At 70.3% G+C, this 5458-nt stretch carries 6 protein-coding genes and 1 pseudogene; 1 reads left to right on the forward strand and 6 read right to left on the reverse strand.

The window, feature by feature from the left end; genetic code table 11:
• From FJV41_RS53255 to FJV41_RS47670, 3 genes and pseudogenes are all read right to left on the reverse strand, one after another.
• Positions 1–187: pseudogene (locus FJV41_RS53255) on the reverse strand (hypothetical protein); the annotation flags it as partial.
• A 195-nt stretch (positions 188–382) separates the two neighbouring features.
• Entirely contained in the window at positions 383–649 is a 267-nt protein-coding gene (locus FJV41_RS47665; RefSeq protein WP_141649274.1) for a GlsB/YeaQ/YmgE family stress response membrane protein, read from the reverse strand.
• A 110-nt stretch (positions 650–759) separates the two neighbouring features.
• A complete protein-coding gene (locus FJV41_RS47670; RefSeq protein ID WP_141649275.1) occupies positions 760–1494 on the reverse strand; it encodes a 16S rRNA (uracil(1498)-N(3))-methyltransferase in 735 nt (244 codons plus the stop codon).
• A gap of 248 nt (positions 1495–1742) precedes the next feature.
• Here FJV41_RS47670 and FJV41_RS47675 point away from each other — a divergent pair, with 248 nt between their 5' ends.
• A complete protein-coding gene (locus tag FJV41_RS47675; protein WP_141649276.1) occupies positions 1743–3077 on the forward strand; it encodes an adenylate/guanylate cyclase domain-containing protein in 1335 nt (444 codons plus the stop codon).
• A gap of 191 nt (positions 3078–3268) precedes the next feature.
• On the opposite strand, the gene FJV41_RS47680 is transcribed toward FJV41_RS47675, so the two are convergent.
• The 3 genes from FJV41_RS47680 to FJV41_RS47690 form a co-directional block, all read right to left on the reverse strand.
• Positions 3269–3784, reverse strand: coding sequence for an Mpo1-like protein (locus FJV41_RS47680; RefSeq protein WP_141649277.1), 516 nt, complete (start codon positions 3782–3784; stop codon positions 3269–3271).
• 23 nt (positions 3785–3807) lie between these two features.
• Positions 3808–4296: an Mpo1 family 2-hydroxy fatty acid dioxygenase gene (locus FJV41_RS47685; RefSeq protein WP_141649278.1), complete on the reverse strand. Its 489-nt coding sequence runs from the start codon at positions 4294–4296 to the stop codon at positions 3808–3810.
• Between the two features lie 136 nt (positions 4297–4432).
• On the reverse strand, positions 4433–5458 hold a 1026-nt coding region (locus FJV41_RS47690; RefSeq protein WP_246137880.1), incomplete at its 5' end, for an AraC family transcriptional regulator.

A 5458-nucleotide genomic window follows, 5' to 3' on the forward strand; every position in this document is an offset into this window, starting at 1 on the left:
GCGCCACGGACGGCGGCGGCGAGGGCGGGACGAAATCGGCGTCCCGGATGGTGGGCGCCTCGTCGCGCTCGGCGGCTCGGCGGTCGAGGCGGAGGTCACGGTCCAGCAGGCTCGGCACCGCGGGCACCGCGGGCGGACGAGCTTTGGCGGTGGCGCAGGCTGGGCACTCTCCGACGGGCGGCAGCATGGCACCGCACTTCATGCACTTGGACAACGGACTCCTCCGGGCTGACTACGGCGGGTGCCATGAAAAGACGTCCGCACGCGAGGAGCAAGAAAAGTGGCGAGCCCCCGAGGTCCCTTGGTCGAGGAACCGTCAGGGGCTCGTCAACGCAGGCGCCCACCTGTCCCCTGGGGAACGGCAAGTGTGGAGCGCCTCACGCTAGGCGTGGACGCGGCGCCGTCCCACTGCCCCGACAATCAGGAGCACGACGATGGCACCTAGCACCGACATGATGATGCCTGAAGGGCGCAAATCGAAGAGGCGGCCATCCCGCGTGAAGAGGGACCCAATCAAACCGCCGAGCAGCGAGCCCACCATGCCCAGCAGCGTCGTCGCCAGCAGGCCCATGCTCTGCTTGCCGGGGAGGATGGCGCGAGCGATGAGGCCCGCGATGAGGCCGATGATGATGAATGCGATGATCCCCATGAACCCTTCTCCTGTTTGTGGGGACCCGAGAGGTCCCAGACGGCACAAACGTAGGAACCGGCAACCGAAGGTGGGAACCCGTGTGGAACGGGCGCTCGACTGGCCCCCTGCTAACCAAGCTCACCGTCGAGGTGCATCATCACCGCCAGGGCGGCCAGGGCGGCCGTCTCCGTGCGGAGGATGCGCGAGCCCAGCGTGACGGGCCGGGCGCCGAGCGCCTTCAGCGCCTCCACTTCCTCGCGCGCCAGTCCGCCCTCGGGGCCCACCACCAGCGCCACCGGCGTGCCCGCGCCCGCCGCGCGGAAGGCCTCGCCCAGTGGCACCGCGGACTCCTCCTCGTCCAGCACCAGCACCACCGTGCCCGGGGCCAGCGTTTTCGCGGCCTCGGTGAGCGTGCGAGGGACGTCCACGGTGGGCACGTCGTCGCGGCGACACTGCCTGGCGGCTTCCTCCACGATTTTCGTCCACCGCGCGGTGCGCTCCTGGGCCCGACGGGGCTCCAGCTTCACCACGCTGCGCACGGTGTCCACGGGAAGAAACGCGGCGGCGCCCAGCTCCGTGCCCTTTTGCAGCACCCACTCCAGCTTGTCGCCCTTGGGGAGCCCCTGGAGCACGCTCACGGCGCGGCGCGCGGGGGCCTGCCGCATGGTGCCCAGCCGCACGCGCACGGCTTCCGCGTCCACGCCCGTCACCTGTCCGTCGAAGGAGCGCCCCTTGCCGTCGAAGACCTCCAGCGCATCGCCCACGCCCAGCCGCAGGACATGAACGACGTAGTGGCGGCGGTCACCCGTCAGCGCCACTTCGGCGGGCGCGGGTTCCGGAATGGGGGCGAAGAGGCGGACCACGGGGTGTTCTCCAGCGGGGCGAGGTGAGTGTCTCGAGGCCCCGCGTCAAGGCGGCGACTTCAACAGCAAGCCGCCGTCCGACGCCAGGGCTCGCTGGGCTTTCCAACTTGAGGCACCATGGGTGAGCCGCGCTTTCGCGGCGAGTCCTCGGGCCCGTCGGGTGTGGGGGAGGACGCACCGACGTGACGACGGGTGGACCGGGAGCGCGAGCCCCTGGCCTTGAAGCGGAAGGAAAGGGACTCGCATTCATGGGCCGAAGCGACGAGGTCCTCGTGCCAGGCAGGGACACCGCGGTGGCCCGCTTCGCGTTGAGCCGCGCCAACGAGGAGTTGGTGCTGGCGGAGAGCTCGCTCCGGGGCGAGCGGCGGGTGGCCTGGGTGCGGCTCGCGCTGATGGCGTTGCTGTCGCTGAGCCAGGGCGGCATCGCCCACGTCACCGGGGAGCCGCTTCCGCCGCACGACTTCCAGCGCGTGCTGGCCATCGTGTTGTACGGGCTGTTCTCCGTCGTCGCGCTGCTCGTGCTGCGCCGACAGCGTCCGCACCTGCGTCATGCGCGGTGGCTGCCGGTTCCCACCACGGTGGCGGACACCAGCTTCTTCGCCTTCATGGGATGGCATGCGTGGGCGCGCACGGGCCAGTTCGACGCCGGGATGCTGGGCGCGAGCATGGGCATGGTGCTGGTCTTCTCCGTGGCGCGCTTCTCGTGGCTGCACGTGCTGCTGTCCACGACGCTGTCGTCGGTGGGCTATGCGCTCGTCGCGGGCATGTCCGGACACGGCACGTCGTCCAGCACCAGCTTCGTCGTCTTCTGCTACGTGACGCTGGGGCTGCTCATCGCGATGACGAACGCGGAGGTGGGGAGCATGTTCCTCCGGCTGCGGCGCCGTGATGGGCTCTCGCGCTTCCTGCCGAAGCAGGTGGTGGAGCGGGTGATGCAGTCGGGGGACACGTCGCTCCAGCCCGTGCAGCGCGAGGTCACCATCCTCTTCAGTGACATCCGCGACTTCACGATGTTGAGCGAGACGCTCCCTCCGAGGGAGGTGCTGGAGTTGCTCGACGAGTACTTCGGTCAGATGACCCACATCGTGATGACGCGAGGGGGCATCGTGAACAAGTTCCTGGGGGACGGGATGCTCGCGTGCTGGGGCGTGCCGGACTCGAGCGAGGACCACGCGGAGCGGGCCATGCGCGCGGCGCTGGACATGCGCGAGAAGCTGGGCGAGCTCAACGCGCGTCGGGTGCTGCAGGGCCTGTCACCGCTGCGCATCGGGATTGGGCTGCACACAGGGGTGGTGGCGGCGGGCATGCTCGGGGGCGCGGAGCAGCACGAGTACACCGTCATTGGTGACGCGGTGAACCTGGCTTCACGGGTGGAAGGGCTCACCAAGGTGCACGGCGTGGATATCCTGGTGAGCGAGAGCACCTGGCTGCGAGGCGGAGGAGACTTCACCGGCAGGCGGCTGGGCGAGACTCACGTGAAGGGACGGCGCGAGGCGGTGGTGGTGCACGCGCTGCACGGCCACGTATCGGGTGCGCCCGTCGAGGCGCCGCCGCCTCCCGCGCGCATCGCCAGCGGCTCATAGTCGACGACGAAGCGGCGCCGGTCGCCTGTGTTCACGTAGTACGAGGCCGGCGACACGCCGCTCCGCCGTTGGGGACTTCACGTCGTGCGACGTGGTGCCGAGGCTGGCGAATACGCCGCTCCGTCGTTGGGTGCTTCACGTCGTGCGACGCGGTGCCGAGGCCGGCGAGGTGCCGCCCCGGCGGTGGTGCTTCACGCCGTGAGCGTTGCTGGCTGAGGTCCGCCCGCCGTGACGCGGGCGTGCAGTCCGCGCTTCAGCCCCATCCCAAAGAGGACAAGGGTGAGCAGGTAGACGGGCTCGATGAAGAAAAGCAGCGGGCCGCCCAGGGACAGGCCGTGGGTCTTCTTCTCGAGGACGATGTGCGCGCCGACGACGAGCGCGAAGCGCACCACCATGACGGAGACGGCGACGATGGCGACGGTGGGGCCCGGCAGGTGGCCCACGCCCAGCGCGGCGTTCAGCGTGGGAATGAGCGGCAGGCTCATAAGGATGCCCGCCGTCCACTCCAGCGAGACGGCGTAGAGCGCCACGGCGGCGACCAGCACATGCGCCGCCGACAGCTCCGTGCCTCCCACCGAGAACCGCACGAGGCCGAGCGGCACGAGCAGGGCGAAGATGAACATGTACGCGCCCAGGAAGTGAACCGCGCGGCTGACGCGGTTCTCGTGCAGGGGCATCCAGACGCGCAGCTTGTCGGCGAAGCTCATGGGGGGCGTGGGGACAGCGGTACTCAGGCGCGCGCCGGGGCGCCGGCCTGGGGTTGGGGCTTGATGACGTAGTCGCCGAAGAGGACCGCGACGAAGAACAGCGGACCCACCAGCGCGTGGACCAGGTTGGTGAGGAACGACGGGGACTTCTTCTCCCAGACGGCATGGCCCGCCAGTTGGATGAGCCAGCCGAACACGGCGATGGCCACCACGCTCCACGTGGGCATCAGCCGGCCGATGGGGAAACAGGCCGCCATGAACGCCACCACCACGAGGCCCAGCTTCACGTCCGCGCGCAGGTACCAGATGGCCGTCAGCGCCAGCGCCACCATGCCCAGCGTCAACACACCACCGGGCAGCACGGGAACGGCCACGAGCTTCACCCAGTCCAGCATCGCGATGATGTGCAGCACGATGACGGGGATGGCGACCTTGTGAGTCAGCCGGTTGATGGGGTGCTGATGCGACGAGTAGTAATCATCGAAGAGGGCGGCGACCTGGGGCTTGAGCATGACGTCCTCCGGACGGGGGCAGGGGCTTTTTGGGAAGTTAGGTGAAGTCGTGACGGGTGTCCTGGCGGCGCACGCCAATCTCCTGGCCGAAGACGCCACGGGTCGGCTGCCCCGCACCCCTCCCACCGCGCGGGACTCAGGGCCGCTCGGCGCTCTCGCGCCAGACGCGCGGCGTCATTCCCGTCCACCGCTTGAAGGCGCGGTCGAACGTGCTCAGCTCGGAGTAGCCCAGCAGGAAGGCGACCTGGCTCACTCCCAGGTTCGCGTCGCGCAGGTACTGGAAGGCCAGCTCTCGCCGCACCGCGTCGACCTCGTCCTGGAATGACGTGCCGAGCTCCGTGAGTCGGCGCTGGAAGGTGCGGGGGCTGACGTGGAGTCCCTTGGCTACATCACTGACTTGGGGCGCCCCGTCCCGCAGCGAGGCGCGGATGACGTCGCGCACCGCCTGGACGAAGCCGGGCGCGTCTGGGGGAGCCGGGGGCGTGGGTGCGCTGACGCCACTGGCGGCGCGCTCCAGGACGGAGAGGAGGGCGGGGTCCGCGCCCACCACGCGCAGGTCGAGCGCGGTGGCGTCCAGCGAGAGGGCGTTGCGTCCTCCGCCGAACGTCGGGGTGACGCCGAAGTGCTCCACCAGCGGCGCGATGTCTGGGGGCGCGGGGTGGGCGAACGCGACGGCGCGAGGCTTCCACGGGCGCTCGGTGAGCTGGCGGCCGACGTGGGTGAAGAGGGCGAGGCCGTACTCACTGGCGTGACGGCCGTACGCGAGCGGGGCTCCGGCGATGCCGTAGGCGAAGGTGCCGCCGCCGTCCGCGTCGTCGGTGAACGACGCGAGCCACGCGGGCTCCAGCAGCGCCATGTACCGCGCGAGCGAGCGGAAGGTGTCGCGCACCGTGGGCGAGGCCCGGGCGATGTACTCGACGAGCCCGTAGTTGCCGCGCGGCACGCGCTGGGCGACGTGGAGTCCGAGGAAGGCGTCCTGGGAGAGGGCCTCCGCCGCGTCCAGGAAGGCGTGCAGGGTGGGGAGCGGGAGGCTGACTTCGGGAAGGGTGCCAGCGTCGAGCGGCAGGCCGAAGCGCTCCACCAGGGGCGTCGGGTCCAGCCCCGTGGCGCGCAGGTAGGCGAGCAGCGGGCCCACGAGTTGGGAGCGGACCTCGTCCGGGGG

The organism is Myxococcus llanfairpwllgwyngyllgogerychwyrndrobwllllantysiliogogogochensis (assembly GCF_006636215.1).
Lineage (GTDB): Bacteria > Myxococcota > Myxococcia > Myxococcales > Myxococcaceae > Myxococcus > Myxococcus llanfairpwllgwyngyllgogerychwyrndrobwllllantysiliogogogochensis.